Below are 15,039 nucleotides of genomic sequence, written 5' to 3' on the forward strand. Positions count from 1 at the left end.
TGGGGCGGCCGGGTCAGGGGTGCAGGGCGGCGAGAACGTCGGCGACGGTGGCGAGGCCGGCGGCGGACGGCGGCCGGGCGACGACAACGATCGGGATGCCGAGGTCGGCTGCGGCGGCCAGCTTCGCCTCGGTCAGGGTGCCGCCCGAGTCCTTCGTGACCAGCAGGTCCACGGCGTGACGGCGCATCAGGTCACGCTCGCCGGCGAGAGCGTACGGCCCGCGAGAGCGGAGGATCGTCCAGGCCGGCGGTACGTCGAGCTCGGGCGGGTCGACCACCCGCGCGACCACGCCGCGATCGGCCCAGGGAAGAAACACTGCGAGCGACTGTCGCCCGGTGGTGAGGAACGGCCGGGCAGCATCCGGCGCGACGTCGAGCACCGCCCCCACGGAGTCCACCCACGTCCAGGCGCCGGACTCCGGACGACCGCGCCAGCTGGGTCGGACCAGCCGGATCAGGGGACTACCGGTGGCGGCGGTCGCCGCAGCCGCGTTCGCGGAGATCTCGGCCGCGAACGGATGGGTCGCGTCGATCACGGCCTCGACCCGGTTCTCGATGAGGAAGGACGTCAGACCGGCAATGCCGCCGAAGCCACCGACCCGGACCCGGCCGGCCGGCAGCGCGGGATCGCCCACCCGACCGGCGAGCGAGCTCAGCACGTCGTCCCCACGATCGACCAGGGCGGCGGCCAGCGCGCGCGCCTCCGACGTACCGCCGAGGATCAGGATCACGACCCGCGCCTCGTACCACCAACCGTCGACGCGCTCCACCCCAGCGCCGCGGCGGTGGCGAGCGCCGCGGCGGCGGCGAGCACCGCCGCGGCCACCCCGACTCGGGAGGCCAGCTCGGTGGTCCGGGCGATGTCGGCCGGTTCGGGCGGCCGGCCGGACCCCAGCCGCGCGCGGTCCTCGACCACGTCGCCGTAGCGGTTCACACCGCCCAGCCGCAACCCGAGCGCCCCGGCGAATGCCGCCTCCACCACCCCGGCGTTGGGGCTCGGATGCGCCCCCGCGTCGCGCCGGACGGCGATCGCCGCAGCCTTGGGGTCCGCGCCCAACCCGGCGACCAGCAGCCCGGCGAGCCGGGCCGGTATCCAGTTGAGCACGTCGTCGAGCCGGGCGGCCGCCCAGCCGAACCGGCGGTAGCGTGCCGAGCGGTGCCCGACCATCGCATCGAGGGTGTTCGCCGCGCGATAGCCCAACAGGCCCGGCACGCCGGCGACGGCGCCCCAGAACAGCGGCGCGACGACGGCGTCGGAGGTGTTCTCGGCGACGGACTCAACGCAGGCCCGGGCCAGCTCGGCGGCGTCCAGGCCGCTGGGATCCCGCCCGACCAGGTGGGTGATCTGATCCCGCGCGGCGGGCAGGTCGTCGCCGAGCAGCTGAGCCGCGACCGTCGACGCCTCCCACTCCAGCGAGCGGCCACCGAGCACCGCCCAGGTTGCCGCCGCGGTGGCGACGGTCGCGACCAGCGGGTGGTTTCGGGTCGCCCGCTCGACCAGGACGCCCGAGCCGGCGGTCGCGCCGACGAGCACGGCGACGTAGGCCGCCCCGCGGGTGCGCTGGTCGCGATGCAGTCGGCTCTCGAGCGCTCCGGCTAGCCGGCCGAACGCGGCCACCGGATGGCCCCGGCGCGGGTCGCCGAGCAGCCGGTCCAGGCCGTACCCGATCAGCAGGCCCGCCGCTCGCGGCAGGGCCGGCGCGATTAGGGTCGTGCGCGATGTCAGCACGTCGGGTCCTCGTCACCGGGGGCGTACGGTCGGGGAAGTCCGCGTACGCCGAACGGCTGTTCGCCGACCAGCCGGCCGTGACGTACGTGGCCCCGGGGCCGGTGCCGGATTCGGCCGCCGACCCGGAGTGGGCCGCGCGGATCGACGCGCATCGGGTTCGCCGGCCGGCGCACTGGACCACGGTGGAGACCGGCGACGTCGCGGCCGCGCTCCGGGCCGCCGCCCAACCGGTCCTGATCGACTGCCTCGGCACCTGGCTGACCCGCACCATCGACGAGCTGGACGGCTGGAACCGGCCGCGGGCGGACTGGGAGGCGGCCTGGCGGACAGCGACGGACGACCTGGTCGCGGCCTGGCGCGATCGTGAGCCGCTCACCGTCGCGGTGACCAACGAGGTCGGCTGGGGCGTGGTTCCGGCGTACGCCTCCGGCCGGCTGTTCGCCGATCTGCTCGGCCGGCTCAACCAGGCGGTCGCCGCGGCTGCCGACGACGTGGTGCTGCTGGTCTCGGGCCGAGCGCTGCACCTCTGAACACCGCTGCCCGCCGGAGTGGGGCAGGGCCCGGCGCGGGAGGTGGCGCCGCGAGCGGAGCAGGGGCGTCACAGGGCCGCCAGCAGCAGGGCCGTCAGGGTCAGCTCGACCGCAGCGCCCAGGGTGTCGCCAGTGATCCCGCCGAGCCGGCGACGGACGTACGCGGTGAGGACGACGGCTGTCAGCAGGCCGAAACCCGCGACGATCGGGCCGCGCCACCACGGCGCGATGACAAGCGCGAGCACCGCCCCGAACAAGACCCACGCCGAGACGGCCAGCGAGCGGGGAACCGTGCCGGCGACCGCCGCGCCGAGCCCGTCCAGACGAGCCGCCGGGATGCCGGTCGCACACGACACGGCCAGCGCGAGCCGCGAGCCGGCGATCAGCAGCCCGGCCGCCAACCACTCTCCGCCGCCGACCAGCGTGCCGACCGCGACGGCCTGCAGCCCGAGCACCAGCACCAGCGCGACCACGCCCATCGGACCGACGTCGCCGCGGCGCATGATCTCCAGCGCCCGATCCGGCGGCCGTCCGATGCCGAGCCCGTCGACGGTGTCCGCGAGGCCGTCCAGGTGCAGCGCTCGGGTGCCCAGCGCGAGCGCGGCGACGACCAGCAGGCCCGCGATCAGCGGCGGCCAGCCCGCCAGACCGGCGAGCGAGCCCGCGCCGACCGCTACCGCGGCGAGCGGCACCACCGCCAGGGGAGCGATCAGCATGGCGCCGCGGGCCACCGGCGGCGTGACGTCCACCGGACCGGTCGGCACGATGGTGAGTGTGCCGACCGCCAGCCGCACCGAGTCGAGCACGAGCGGGGACTAGCCGGCGAGGTCGGAGAGCAGGGCCATCTCCCCGGCCAGCAGGGCGGCGGACCGGAGCACCGGCAGCGCCAGCAGCGCACCGGAGCCCTCGCCGAGGCGCAGGTCCAGGTCGAGCACCGGGAGCAGGCCGAGCTTCTCCAGCGCCAGCCGTTGGGCCGGCTCGGTGGACCGGTGACCGGCCGCGCACCAGGCGGCGGTGCCGGGCGCCAGCTCGTCGGCGACCGACAACTCGGCGAGGGTGGCGAGGCCGTCCAACAGCACGGGTACGCCCGCGGTTGCGGCCGCGATCAGGAACCCGACCCCGGCGGCCAGGTCGGCCGAGCCGAGCGCCTGTAGCCGGGCACGCGGATCGCTCGCGCGGTCGCCGGCCCGGGCGAGCGCGGCCGCCACGGCGGCGGTCTTCCGGGCCAGCCCGGCGTCGTCGACGCCGGTCCCGCGCCCGACCACCTCGTCGGCGGTCAGCCCGAACGTGGCGGCGATCAGCGCGGCCTCTGGGGTGGTGTTGCCGATCCCCATGTCGCCGAGGATCAGCAGGTCGGCGCCGGCCTCGATCTCTTCCCGGGCGATGGCGCGGCCGGCCAACAGCGCGGCGTCCAGCTCGGCCGCGGTGAGCGCGTCCTCGACGTCGATCGAGCCGGACGACCGGCGGATCTTGTGCGCGCCGACACCGGCCGGAGTGTCGAGGTCGGCGTCCACCGCAATGTCCAGCACCCGTAGCGCGACGCCGTGCTGGCGGGCCAGCACCCCCGCGGCGGCGGTACCCGACGCGAACGCGTGCACCATCGCCGCGGTCACCTGCGGTGGATAGGCCGAGACGCCCTTGGCCGCGATGCCGTGGTCGCCGGCGAGCACCGTCAACCGGACCCGCTCCGGCGGTCGCGGCGGACAGCTGTCTTGGCAGCCGGCCAGCCAGGCGGCCAGGTCCTCGACCCGGCCGAGGGCGCCGAGCGGCTTGGCCAGGGCGGCGAGTCTGGTTCGCGCGGCCTGCTCGGCGGCGCGGCTGGGCGGGGCGATCACGAGACGGGTGCCGGGATCCGGTCGCGGCCGGGAATCGCGGTCCGGGTCAGCCGGCCGACGAACTCGGCCAGCACGACGCCCAGCGTCCCCCACAGCGCGATCTGGGTGATCAGGCTGGCCCGGCGGAACTCGAACAGCACGGTCGCGGGGAAGGACTCGGGGACCTCGTCGTACGTCGGCATCACCCCGATCGCCACCGCGCAGACGACGACGTACCCCAGCCCGCAGACCAGGAAGGCGTGCCAGCCGCCGATCCGGGAGGCGAGCCGGCGGCCGACCAGGACCGCGGTGACCATTGCGATCAGCGAGATCGCCATCAGGGTGAAGTAGAGCGCCGTCCGGTAGCCGATGGTGTCCGGGTGCCCGACCGCTGGCGGATTCGGCGGGTAGGCCAGCGAGGGCACCAGATAGATGCCGACGAACGCCAGGGCGGTCACCGCGAGGGTGCTCTGCCGCGGGGTCAGGCCGCCGAGGCGGCCCAGCGCGAGCGCGCCGAGCACACCCATCAGGCCGCCCAGCACGGTGCCGGCGACCACCGTGCCGGTCAGCAGGCCGAGGGTCGACTGCAGCGATCGCGGCACCTCGGCCTCGTCGCCGTGGGTGTGTTCGGCCTGGTGGCCGGCGGCCGGCTCGTCGGCGTGGGTGTGCCCGGCGTCGCTGCCGGACCCCTCAATCGCAATGGCGGCGTTCACGCTCGGCTCACCGACGACGTACGCCACACCGAAGGCGACGATTCCAGCAACGAGTCCGGCGAGCAGGCCGCGTACCAGGAACGTACGGGCGTTCAGCACGGGATCCCGCTCAGTGGCAGGGGAAGCCGAGCAGGTGGCGGGCGTCGTGCACCCACTCGTGCACGCCGGTGCCGGAGAACACCGACGTCGCGCCCTGTTCCGCGGAGACGAAGTAGAGGGCGACCAGCGCCAGCAGCGCGGCGAACAGCAGCCAGGGCAGCAGCGACGCGACCGAGATCGTCGGGACGGCTACGGGAGCCGGGGCGGCGACCGCCTGGACCTTGGGGTTGGACATCGGGTTCTCCTTCGGGTTTCAGCGACCCTCTCGTTGCGGAGCTCGACGAGGGCGGGTCTGACTCGAGCAGAACTCACACAGTGGCGCGACCGCGTCGGATTCCCACCGACTTCCGGCCCCTCGAACGAACGCTTCGAACCCTATCCCCACCGCCGGGCCCGCGGAAAGGTCCGGGGTCGCGGATCAGCGCACGACGTCGAAGACCTGCTTCTGGATGCCGTTGGCGTACGCCTCGTGCTCGACCAGGGCGAGCTTGGTGGTGTCGTGGTCGGAGTCGCTGAAGAGTCGCTTGCCCGCGCCGAGCAGCAGCGGGAAGACCAGCAGGTGATAGCGGTCGACCAGCCCGGCGTCGGCCAGACTCGCGCCGAGGGTGGCGCTGCCGTGAACCAGCAGGGGCCCGCCGTCGGTCTGCTTGAGCTCGCCGACCTCGTCGAGCGAGCGGAGGATGGTCGCCGGCCAGCGCTCGTCGTCGGTGGTCAGCGTGGTGGACACGACGTAGCGCGGCAGCGTGTTGTAGCGAGCGAACTCGGCCATCTGTCCCCACACCGGTGCGAACGCCGCGTAGCTGGTCCGGCCCACCAGCAGCGCGCCGGCCTCCTCCTGCTCGCGGCCCTTGAGCTCGTAGGCGGCCTCGTCGAACGGCACGTCCTTGAAGGTCCAGCCGGCGTTGCGGTAGCCGGCCTCACCGCCCGGCGCCTCCATCACGCCGTCGAGCGAGACGAAGGCGGTGACGATCAGGGTGCGCATGGTGCTGGTCCTTCCGTCGTGCATCCCGGTGCGGTTGCCGGCTCGGCGAGAATGGCAGGGAGTTGTGTCGCAACGAGGGGAACGGTAGCCGATGAGCGCTCTGAGCTGGCCCCGAGCCGTCGACATCCGCGAGGTCGGTCCGCGTGACGGGCTGCAGATCGAGACGCCGATCAGTACCGAGGCGAAGAGCCGGCTGCTGGACGCGCTGATCGCCACCGGAGTCGGGCGGATCGAGGCGACGGCCTTCGTCTCGCCGCGCGCGGTGCCGGCGATGGCCGACGCGGCCGAGATCGCCGGCTACATCGGCGGGCTCGGGCCGGGTGGACCGGAGTGGTCAGCGCTGGTGGCCAGCCCGAACGGCGCGCGCCGGGCGACGGAGGCGGGCTTCCGCACGATCGAGTACGTCGTCTCCGCGGCCGAGGGCCACAGCCGGGCCAACGCGCGACGCGGTACCGAGCAGGCCACCGAGGCGGTGGCCGAGGTCGCCGAGGTGGTGCACGGCGTCGGCGGCCGGCTCGAGGTGATCATCGCCACCGCTTGGGACTGCCCGTTCGACGGCCCGACGGAGCCCGCTCGGACGGTCGGTGTGGCCCGTCGAGCGATCGAGCTCGGCGCGGACCAACTCTGCCTGGGCGACACCATCGGCACCACCAGCCCGGCCCGGGTGGTGGCCCTGCTGGATGCGGTCGGCGCGGTGGCCGACGGCCGGCCGCTCGGCGCGCACTTCCACAACACCCGCGGTATGGGCATCGCGAACGCGCTGGCGGCCGTGCAGGCCGGGGTGACCCAGCTGGACGCCTCGGTCGGCGGTCTCGGCGGCTGCCCGTTCGCGCCCGGCGCCAGCGGCAACATCGCGACCGAGGAGCTCGTCTATCTGCTGGACGACGCCGGGGTCGAGACCGGCGTGGATCTCGAGGCGGTGCTGCATGCCGCCGCGTTGGCCCGGGACCTGGTCGGCCACCCGTTGGAGAGCGATCTGTTCCGCGCCGGCGGCCGCAACCGGCCGCGGGGCTGACCGGCGCCTCCAGCCGCCGGATCTCGGATCCCCTGTGCGCCGCCGGATCCCGTGTAGGGGATCCGAGGCGATCCAGGGGATCCGAGTCGGCAGAGATGGTCTGGTCAGCCGGGCACCTCGCCGACCGAGTCTGCGCTGACGGCTAAGCCGCGCCGGCTCGCAGTGATGCCACGGCGGTCGTGACCGGTTGTCGCCCAGGCGAGGTGGAGCGCGGGACGGCGGACGGCGGGCTCGGATAGCTACGCCGACGTACGGCTCGAGGTCAGCGGAGACGAGGACAGCCTGCTGCTGGAGCTGACCGAGGCGCCTTGAGCCCGCCTTGCGCCAGGCGCGCGGCTGAGCGCGCGGAGCTGGCGGGCGACCGCCCGCAGGCGGTGAGGAAGTCGTAGCGAGATCTTCACGCCGGCGTTGTCCACACGAAGCCCGGATGAGGTCCCATAACTGTGAGAGCGCTCCCATGACGGGATTGCGCCGAACCAGGGGGGTTCTTGTGACGAACTATGTCCTGCCACGACGCCGTACGAAGATCACCGCCGGACGGGTTGCCGGGGTGCTGCTCACCGCGGTGGCCCTGGCGCTGCCGACCGCTCGGGTCGCAGCCGCCGAGCCGCTCAGCGATCCGACGCCGGCGACGGTGTCAGCGATCCAAGACGTCGGCTACGGGCACAATCGGGTGCTCGTCTTCGGCCGCGGGCCCGACCATCGGATCCGCTATGCCCGGCCCGAGCCGGGAGCGACGTGGACCACCGTGCCGGGGCCGCGGCTGAGCAGCGGACCCAGCGCGGTACTCGATTGGGACGGTCTGATCGTGCTGTTCGCCCGCCGGCCCGACGGCACGGTCGGCTATGCCAAGGAGATCGTGCCCGGGTCGTGGAGCCGGTGGCGGTCCCTGGGCGGCGAGATCGTGGGTGCCCCGCGCGCGGTCTATCTGCCGTCGATCGGCGGGATCGTGATCGCGGGACGGTCGCCGGACAACGAGGTCGTGCTGACCACGCTGACCGGCGCGGGGAGGGCCCCGTGGCGGACGGTACCGGTCGGCGGCAACCAGGTGGGACTGTCGATTCAGGCCACCCCGGACATCAGCGCGAACGGCGGGACCAATATCACTCTGGGCTTGTTCAGCGGGGCGCAGCGGTGGGCTGCGCCGATCGACCTGACAGCGATTCCGGTCGCAGTCCAGGGCTACCAGCAGCGGACGGCCAGCGGGTTCGGGTCGACGTACGCAGGGGACGACCGTGGGACGGACGTGTACTGGGGACGCGGAGGGAACGGAAAGCTCTCCTACCAGGCGCCCTGGAAGTTCGTTCGCTCCACCATCAGCATCACGTCGGTGCCGACCAAATGGACCGTCTCCGGGACCTTCGCGGACGCCGTCTGCGCCCGGAGCATCGACAACTCGCTGTGGTGCAACCTCGCCGTCACCGGCGACGGCACGTGGTTCAAGGTCGGGGGAAAGCTGCGCTGACCCGCCCGGATCGTCGGATCCCCTGTGTGCCGCCGGATTCGGTGTAGGGGATCCGAACCGTCGCAGGGGATCCGAGTTGCTGTGCGGGATCCGGGTTCGCCTCGGGGTGCCGGCCGCACTTCAGATCCTCGGATCCCCTGTGTGCCGCCGGATCCGGTGTAGGGGATCCGAACTGTCATAGGGGATCCGAGTTGCTGTGCGGGATCCGGGTTCGCCTCGCTGTCCCGGGCCGCACTTCAGATCCTCGGATCCCCTGTGCGCCGCCGGATCCGGTGTAGGGGATCCGAACCGTCGCAGGGGATCCGAGTTGCTGTGCGGGATCCGGGTTCGTCGTTGGGCGGGCGCCGGGCGGTGGGAGGTCAGGCGCGGAGGACCGGGAGGCCGCGGGCGAGGAACTGGGCCCGGACCCGTTCGACCAGCTGCTCGGTGGGCGGCTGGGTGTCGGCCAGGGTGTATTCCTCGCCGAGCTCGGCCCACTTGTCCCGGCCGAGCTGGTGGAAGGGAAGGATCTCGACCCGCTCCACCGCACCACCGGCGCCCAGCGTCTGCAGCGAGGCGGCGTAGTCGGCGACCGCCTCGACGTTTTCGACCCCATCGGTCAGACCCGGAACCAGGACGAACCGAACCCACATCCGGTTGCCGCGCGAAGCCAGCCGGCGGCCGAAGTCCAGGGTCGGCCGGAGCTCGCGCCCGGTGGTCTCCCGATAAACGTCCGGCAGCCCGGACTTCACGTCCAGCAGCACCAGGCTGGTGTGATCGAGCAGATCGTCGGACGCGCGCGCGCCCAGGAAGCCGGACGTGTCCAGCGCGGTGTGGATGCCGCGCTCGGCGCAGTAGGCGAAGATCCGCTGCACGAACCGCGGCTGCAGCAGCGGCTCGCCGCCGGACACCGTCACCCCGCCGCCGGTCGCGCGGAACACCTTCTTGTAGCGCTTGATCCGCTTCAGCACGTACTCGACGGCGCGTTCCGTGCCGTGCCGGATGTTCCAGGTGTCCGGGTTCTGGCAGTACAGGCAGCGCAGCGCGCAACCCGACAGGAACACCGTCAGCCGGGTGCCGGGGCCGTCCACCGCGGTCACCAGCTCCCAGGAGTGGACGGTCCCGATCCGGCCCTCGCGAATGGCCGCGAGCCGTTCCGTCCGCTCGGCCGCCTCCTCCGCCGACAGGGGAGACGGCCGGGTGAAGGACGGCATCCCGAGCGATGTCGTCATGGTGGTCATCGGTCTCAGACGGCGCCGTGGAACGTACGCGACAACACGTCCAGCTGTTGCTCGCGGGTCAGCCGGACGAAGTTGACGGCATACCCGGAGACCCGGATGGTCAGCTGCGGGTACCTCTCCGGATGCTCCATCGCGTCCACCAGGGTCTCCCGGTTCAACACGTTCACATTGATGTGGAAGCCCTCGCTCACGACGTACGCGTCCAGCAGGCCGACCAGGTTGCCGACCTGCTCGTCGGTGGTCCGGCCCAGCCCGCTCGGTACCACCGTCGCGGTCAGCGAGATGCCGTCCTGGGCCTGGTCGTACGGCAGCTTGGCCACGCTCAGCGCGCTGGCGAGCATGCCGTGCCGGTCGCGGCCGTTCATCGGATTCGCGCCCGGCGCGAACGGCTCGCCCTGCCGGCGGCCGTCGGGCGTGTTGCCGGTGGCCTTGCCGTAGACCACGTTCGAGGTGATCGTCAGCACCGACTGGGTGGCCTTGGAGTTGCGGTACGTCGGTTGCCGGCGGACCTTTTCCATGAACCGGTGCACGATGTCGGCGGCGATCTCGTCGGCCCGGTCGTCGTCGTTGCCGTAGGTCGGGAACTCGCCGTCCACGACGTAGTCGACCACCAGCCCGGTCTCGTCGCGGATCGGCTCGACGTGCGCGTACTTGATCGCCGACAGCGAATCCGTCACCACGCTGAGGCCGGCGATCCCGCAGGCCATGGTGCGCAGGATCTCCTTGTCGTGCAGGGCCATCTCGAGCCGTTCGTACGCGTACTTGTCGTGCATGTAGTGCACGCAGTTCAACGCGTCCACGTACGTCTGGGCCAGCCAGTCCATCAGCGCGTCGAACTTCTCGTCGACGTCGTCGTAGGCCAACACGTCGCCGGTGACCGGCGCGCTCGGCGGTGCCACCTGGACACCGGTGATCTCGTCGCGGCCGCCGTTGATCGCATACAGCAGCGTCTTGGCGAGGTTCACCCGGGCGCCGAAGAACTGCATCTGCTTGCCCACCGTCATGGCCGAGACGCAGCAGGCGATCGCCGCGTCGTCACCGCACTGGGAGCGGATCAGGTCGTCGGACTCGTACTGGATCGCGCTGGTGTCGATCGAGACCCGGGCGCAGAACTCCTTGAAGCCCTCGGGCAGCCGGTCGCTCCACAGCACGGTCAGGTTCGGTTCCGGCGCCGGGCCGAGGTTGTAGAGCGTCTGCAGCATCCGCATCGAGGTCTGGGTGACCAGCGTGCGGCCGTCCGCGCCCATCCCGCCGATCGACTCGGTCACCCAGGTCGGATCGCCGGAGAACAGCGAGTCGTATTCGGGCGTGCGCAGGAAGCGAACGATCCGGAGCTTGATCACCAGGTCGTCGATCAGTTCCTGGGCCTCGGTCTCGGAGAGCAGGCCGGCGTCCAGGTCACGCTTCAGATAGACGTCGAGGAAGGTAGAGGTCCGGCCCAGCGACATGGCCGCGCCGTTCTGCTCCTTGACCGCTGCCAGGTAAGCGAAGTAGACCCACTGGATCGCCTCGTGGGCGGTGCCGGCGGGACCGGAGATGTCGTAGCCGTAGGAGGCCGCCATCTGCTTCAGCTCGGTGAGCGCCCTGATCTGCTCCGCGTTCTCCTCGCGGTCGCGGATCACGTCCTCGATGCTGCGTTGCGCGTCCAGTGCGATCCGCTCGACCTTCTTCGCCGCGATCAACGCGTCCACGCCGTAGAGGGCGACCCGGCGATAGTCGCCGATGATCCGGCCGCGGCCGTACGCGTCGGGCAGGCCGGTGATGATCTTGGACCTCCGGGCCGCCTTCACCGCCGGCGGGTAGACGTCGAAGACGCCGGCGTTGTGGGTCTTCCGGTACGTGGTGAAGATCTTCTTCAGCGCCGGGTCGACGGGATAGCCGTACGTGTTCAGCGCGTCCTCGACCATCCGCCAGCCGCCGTACGGCATGATCGCGCGGCGCAGGGGGGCGTCGGTCTGCAGGCCGACGATCTTCTCGCTGGCCTGATCGATGTAGCCCGAGGTGTGCGCGGTGATGCCGGCCGGGGTCAGGTAGTCGACGTCGTAGACGCCGCGCTCGCGCTCGTCGGGGAACATGTCGCTGAGCTTCGCCCAGAGCGCGGTGGTGCGCTCGGTCGGGCCGGCCAGGAAGGCCGCGTCACCGACGTGGGGGGTGTAGTTGCGTTGGATGAAGTCCCGGACGTCGATCTCGTCCTGCCAGGGACCGGGCACGAAGCCGCGCCAGGCGGCTCCGGCGGAGGTCTGCGGGGCTTGGTCGAGACTCGGGTCGTAGCCGGGATTGCGGGGCGGCGTGACGGTGGACATCTCTCTCCTTGGGGTTCTCGTTATCGACGCTAGTCGGGCGCAGGCTGGGCGATCAGGGGCGAAGGTCCCGGCTCCCCACCCCGTCCGGCCGGTCCGGAAACTGTGCAGCTCTCGCAGCGACACGCCGGCGGCGGATGCAATAGCCGCACAGTTTTCCGGACGGGGGACCGGGGAGCGGGGGACCGGGGGGGCCGGGGGCGGACGGGGACCGGGGGCCGGGGGTCAGGCGACCGAGGTCGTGGCCAGCCGGGCTCTGGCCTCGGCATGCGACTCGCCGTAGTAGGCGGCCACCATCAACTCCTTCATGTCCGCGAGCATGGGCATCCGCGGGTTGGCGGGGGCACACTGGTCGCGGTAGGAACCCATCGCCAGCTCGTCGAGGCGGCCGATGAAGTCGGCCTCGACGACACCCTGAGCCTGGAATGACCGCGGAATGCCGACCCGGTCACGCAGCTCCTCGACGGCGCGGGCGTAGGACTCCACGCCCTCGGCCGGGGTGGCGGCCGGCAGGCCGAGCATCGCCGCGATCTCCTGCAGCCGTTCGGGCGCGACGTAGCTCTCGTACTTCGGCCACGCGTTCAGCTTGGTCGGTACCGTGCCGTTGTAGCGGATCACGGTCGGCAGCAGGGTGGCGTTGGTCCGGCCGTGCACCAGGTGGAACGTCGCCCCGATGGTGTGCGCCATCGCGTGCACGATGCCGAGGAACGCGTTGCCGAACGCCATGCCGGCGATCGTCCCCGCGTTGTGCATCTTCTCCCGGGCCTTGGCCGTCGCCGCCGCGCCCGGGGCACCGTTGACCGAGCTCGCCAGGTTGTCGAAGATCAACTTGATCGCGTGCAGCGCCATCCCGTCGGTGAAGTCGTTGGCGTACACCGAGACGTACGCCTCGGTGGCATGGGTCAGCGCGTCGAAGCCGGAGTCGGCGGCCAGCGAAGCCGGCATCCCACCGGTGAGCACCGGATCGATGATCGCCACCGTCGGGGTCAGTGCGTAGTCGGCCAGCGGGTACTTCTTGCCGTTGCCGGGATCGGTGATCACCGCGAACGGTGTCACTTCCGCACCCGTTCCGGAGGTGGTCGGAATGCAGACCAACTGGGCCAGCGCGCCGAGGGTGGGGAAGCGGAAGGCCCGCTTGCGGATGTCGATGAACTTCTCTTTCAGGTCGGCGAAGTTGGTCTCGGGGTGCTCGTAGAGCAGCCACATCACTTTCGCTGCGTCCATCGGCGACCCGCCGCCGAGCGCGATGATCGTGTCCGGCTTGAACTCCCGCATCAAGGCGGCGCCCTTCTGCACGGTGCCGACCGTCGGCTCGGGCTCGACCGAGTCGATGATCTGCAGCGCGACCTGCTGCGGCCGGCGGCCCAGCACGTCCAAGATCTTGTCCACGATGCCGAGCCTGGTCATGGTCGGATCGGTCACGATCGTCACCCGGCTGACGTCCGCCATATCGTGCAGGTAGCGGATCGCGTACGGCTCGAAGTAGGTCTTGCTCGGCACCTTGAACCACTGCAGATTGTTGTTGCGCCGGCCGATCTTCTTCACGTTGATCAAGTTCACGGCCGAGACGTTGCCGGCGACCGAGTTGTGCCCGTACGACCCGCAGGACAAGGTCATCGAGGGGATGAAGGCGTTGTAGACGTCACCGATGCCGCCCATCGAGGTCGGTGAGTCGCGGATGATCCGGACCGCCTTGACCCGCTTGCCGAACTCCAGTGCGAGTTGATCATCGCCGGTGTGGATGGCCGCGCTGTGGCCGAGACCGTCCAGCTCCACCATCTGCTCGGCGAGGCTGACCCCGTGTTCGGTGCTCTCGGCGCGCAGCACGGCCAGCACCGGGCAGAGCTTCTCCCGGGTCAGCGGCTCGTGCGGGCCGACGCTGCTCACCTCGGCCAGGATGATCGAGGTGTCCTCGGGCACCGAGAACCCCGCCTGGGCGGCGATCCAGGCCGGCGACTGGCCGACGACGCTGGCGTTTAGCTTGGCGCCGGAGCAGGACTCCCCGCCCGCGGTCGCGCCGAACACGAATCGCTCCAGCAGGGCCTTCTCCTCCGCCGACGCGCGGTAGGCGTGCAACTTGGCGAACTCGTCCATGGCGAGGTCGTAGATCTCGGCGTCGAGGATCGCGGCCTGTTCGGAGGCGCAGATCATGCCGTTGTCGAAGGACTTCGACAACACGATGTCGTTGATCGCGCGGGGCAGGTCGGCGGACCGGTGGACGTACGCGGGCACGTTGCCGGCGCCCACGCCGAGCGCCGGCTTGCCGCAGGAGTAGGCCGCCCGCACCATGGCGTTGCCGCCGGTCGCCAGGATGGTGGCGACGTCGGGATGGTTCATCAGCTCGGCGGTGGCGGCGATCGACGGGTGCTCGATCCACTGCACGCAGTGCTCCGGGGCACCGGCCGCGATCGCCGCGTCCCGGACGACTCGCGCCGCCTGGGCCGAGCAGTTCTGGGCCGACGGATGGAAGCCGAACACGATCGGGTTGCGAGTCTTCAGCGCGATCAGTGCCTTGAAGATAGCGGTCGAGGTCGGGTTCGTCACCGGCGTGACGCCGGCGATGACCCCCACCGGCTCGGCGATCTGGGTGATGCCGGTGAGCTCGTCGTGGGAGATCACCCCCACCGTGCGCAGGCCGTCCATGTTGTTGGTGACGTGCTCGCAGACGTAGACGTTCTTGGCGGCCTTGTCCTCGAACAGCCCGCGCTTGGTCTCGGCGACCGCCGCCTCGGCCAGCTGGCCGTGCTGATCGAGCGCGGCGACGGCGGCCTTCTTGACGATGTAGTCGATCTGTTCCTGGGTGTAGGAGGCGTAGGCGTCCAGGGCCGTCATCGCCCTGCTGACGAGGGCGTCGACCTCGGAGACGCCGGCCGCCGCCGGGTCGGCCGGGAGCCGGCCGTTCGCGGTGGCGGTTCCGGCAAACCCGGTGGGCTGGTCGAGGGTAGGGGCAGACACGGCTGGCTCTCTCGTTCGATTCGACCCGGCCCGATGTCGGATCGTCATGATCGACGCTATTGACCGCCGGGACGTGTCGCATGGGCCGAAGGTCCCGGCTCGCTGACACCCTTGTCACCCGTTCACGCACCACTGCGTCGACTGGTGTGCTCCGGGACATTCCCTGGTTTCGTCCCCCCAGCGGGCCGCCCAGGGCCGATGAGCGCCGTTGTGCGAGC

Annotated in this window: 13 protein-coding genes; 3 read left to right on the top strand and 10 right to left on the bottom strand. The window is 71.5% G+C overall.

Annotated features, from left to right (window positions below):
• Positions 1-13: 13 nt before the first annotated feature.
• A complete protein-coding gene (locus ABD747_RS13510) occupies positions 14-730 on the bottom strand; it encodes a cobalt-precorrin-6A reductase (protein ID WP_344805315.1) in 717 nt (238 codons plus the stop codon).
• The gene (locus ABD747_RS13515; RefSeq protein ID WP_344805317.1) at positions 727-1,728 is read right to left on the bottom strand and encodes a cobalamin biosynthesis protein; all 1,002 of its coding nucleotides are present in this window, start codon (positions 1,726-1,728) and stop codon (positions 727-729) included. Before ABD747_RS13515 ends, ABD747_RS13510 begins: the two co-directional genes overlap by 4 nt.
• Here ABD747_RS13515 and cobU point away from each other — a divergent pair.
• Positions 1,719-2,258 (top strand): bifunctional adenosylcobinamide kinase/adenosylcobinamide-phosphate guanylyltransferase, encoded by a 540-nt coding sequence (cobU, locus tag ABD747_RS13520; RefSeq protein WP_344805319.1) that lies wholly within the window; start codon positions 1,719-1,721, stop codon positions 2,256-2,258. The two genes, ABD747_RS13515 and cobU, sit on opposite strands and share 10 nt — an antisense overlap.
• Before the next feature lie 68 nt (positions 2,259-2,326).
• Here the strand turns inward: cobU and ABD747_RS13525 are convergent, their stop codons facing one another.
• The 5 genes from ABD747_RS13525 to ABD747_RS13545 form a co-directional block, all read right to left on the bottom strand.
• Positions 2,327-3,064, bottom strand: a complete 738-nt coding sequence (locus ABD747_RS13525; protein ID WP_344805321.1) for an adenosylcobinamide-GDP ribazoletransferase — start codon at positions 3,062-3,064, stop codon at positions 2,327-2,329.
• A 9-nt stretch (positions 3,065-3,073) separates the two neighbouring features.
• The gene (cobT, locus tag ABD747_RS13530; RefSeq protein ID WP_344805323.1) at positions 3,074-4,093 is read right to left on the bottom strand and encodes a nicotinate-nucleotide--dimethylbenzimidazole phosphoribosyltransferase; all 1,020 of its coding nucleotides are present in this window, start codon (positions 4,091-4,093) and stop codon (positions 3,074-3,076) included.
• Positions 4,090-4,884, bottom strand: a complete 795-nt coding sequence (locus ABD747_RS13535; protein ID WP_344805325.1) for a CbtA family protein — start codon at positions 4,882-4,884, stop codon at positions 4,090-4,092. Before ABD747_RS13535 ends, cobT begins: the two co-directional genes overlap by 4 nt.
• 10 nt (positions 4,885-4,894) lie before the next feature.
• Positions 4,895-5,119 carry a CbtB domain-containing protein gene (locus tag ABD747_RS13540; RefSeq protein WP_344805327.1) on the bottom strand — a complete coding sequence of 75 codons (225 nt, stop codon included), beginning with the start codon at positions 5,117-5,119 and terminating at the stop codon, positions 4,895-4,897.
• 183 nt (positions 5,120-5,302) lie between these two features.
• On the bottom strand, positions 5,303-5,866 hold the full coding sequence (locus ABD747_RS13545) for a dihydrofolate reductase family protein (protein WP_344805329.1): 564 nt from the start codon (positions 5,864-5,866) through the stop codon (positions 5,303-5,305).
• 91 nt (positions 5,867-5,957) lie between these two features.
• On the opposite strand from ABD747_RS13545, the gene ABD747_RS13550 reads away from it, so the two are divergent.
• On the top strand, positions 5,958-6,881 hold the full coding sequence (locus tag ABD747_RS13550; RefSeq protein WP_344805331.1) for a hydroxymethylglutaryl-CoA lyase: 924 nt from the start codon (positions 5,958-5,960) through the stop codon (positions 6,879-6,881).
• Positions 6,882-7,371: 490 nt separating this feature from the next.
• Positions 7,372-8,346 carry a PLL family lectin gene (locus ABD747_RS13555; protein ID WP_344805333.1) on the top strand — a complete coding sequence of 325 codons (975 nt, stop codon included), beginning with the start codon at positions 7,372-7,374 and terminating at the stop codon, positions 8,344-8,346.
• 359 nt (positions 8,347-8,705) lie between these two features.
• On the opposite strand, the gene pflA is transcribed toward ABD747_RS13555, so the two are convergent.
• The 3 genes from pflA to adhE form a co-directional block, all read right to left on the bottom strand.
• A complete protein-coding gene (gene pflA, locus ABD747_RS13560; protein WP_344805335.1) occupies positions 8,706-9,557 on the bottom strand; it encodes a pyruvate formate-lyase-activating protein in 852 nt (283 codons plus the stop codon).
• A gap of 14 nt (positions 9,558-9,571) precedes the next feature.
• On the bottom strand, positions 9,572-11,869 hold the full coding sequence (gene pflB / locus ABD747_RS13565) for a formate C-acetyltransferase (RefSeq protein ID WP_344805337.1): 2,298 nt from the start codon (positions 11,867-11,869) through the stop codon (positions 9,572-9,574).
• Positions 11,870-12,091: 222 nt separating this feature from the next.
• Positions 12,092-14,821, bottom strand: coding sequence for a bifunctional acetaldehyde-CoA/alcohol dehydrogenase (gene adhE, locus ABD747_RS13570; RefSeq protein ID WP_344805339.1), 2,730 nt, complete (start codon positions 14,819-14,821; stop codon positions 12,092-12,094).
• Between the last annotated feature and the right edge of the window lie 218 nt (positions 14,822-15,039).

This window comes from Microlunatus ginsengisoli (assembly GCF_039537205.1).
Lineage (GTDB): Bacteria > Actinomycetota > Actinomycetes > Propionibacteriales > Propionibacteriaceae > Microlunatus > Microlunatus ginsengisoli.

Excerpts from the sequence above, each read along its gene's own strand:
- cobU (WP_344805319.1), top strand. The coding sequence starts at position 1,719 with ATGTCAGCACGTCGGGTCCTCGTCACCGGGGGCGTACGGTCGGGGAAG.
- ABD747_RS13540 (WP_344805327.1), bottom strand. The coding sequence starts at position 5,119 with ATGTCCAACCCCAAGGTCCAGGCGGTCGCCGCCCCGGCTCCCGTAGCC.
- ABD747_RS13545 (WP_344805329.1), bottom strand. The coding sequence starts at position 5,866 with ATGCGCACCCTGATCGTCACCGCCTTCGTCTCGCTCGACGGCGTGATG.
- ABD747_RS13550 (WP_344805331.1), top strand. The coding sequence starts at position 5,958 with ATGAGCGCTCTGAGCTGGCCCCGAGCCGTCGACATCCGCGAGGTCGGT.
- pflA (WP_344805335.1), bottom strand. The coding sequence starts at position 9,557 with ATGACGACATCGCTCGGGATGCCGTCCTTCACCCGGCCGTCTCCCCTG.
- pflB (WP_344805337.1), bottom strand. The coding sequence starts at position 11,869 with ATGTCCACCGTCACGCCGCCCCGCAATCCCGGCTACGACCCGAGTCTC.